The organism is Rhizobium sp. YS-1r (genome assembly GCF_000757525.1).
GTDB lineage: Bacteria > Pseudomonadota > Alphaproteobacteria > Rhizobiales > Rhizobiaceae > Neorhizobium > Neorhizobium petrolearium.
This window is the reverse complement of the sequence record NZ_JPYQ01000048.1, coordinates 1-365: the sequence shown is the minus strand read 5'-3', so window position 1 is coordinate 365 and position 365 is coordinate 1. Positions and strand designations below refer to the sequence as shown.

The window sequence follows — 365 nt, the reverse complement described above, 5'->3', positions numbered from 1 at the left end:
CCGCACGCTATGAGCGGCGATCTATCCTGCTGACCGCAAATCAGCCCTTTGGCGAATGGAATCGAGTTTTTCCAGATCCCGCCATGACGCTCGCCGCGGTGGACCGCCTCGTTCATCACGCCACGATCTTCGAGATGAACGTCGAAAGCTATCGTCGCCGCTCTGCTATGGAGGCAAAACGGCAGCGCGGAAGGCCTCCCATCTACGCGACAATCACACAGCCCACCCAGATTGACGCTCCGCGACAATTACAAGAGCAATGAACACTTGCCAGCGACAATCACGCTGCTAAACTCCCAACCGTCCGCGACACAAAAGTCCCATCTAGATTGTCGCGCAAGTTCCTCCCAGATCGCCGCGCTATA

1 protein-coding gene is annotated in these 365 nt (G+C 57.0%); it reads left to right on the top strand.

Annotated features, from left to right (window positions below):
- Positions 1-263 (top strand): ATP-binding protein (locus tag JL39_RS31220; protein WP_161784791.1); only part of this gene is annotated, 263 nt, incomplete at its 5' end.
- Positions 264-365: the final 102 nt, after the last annotated feature.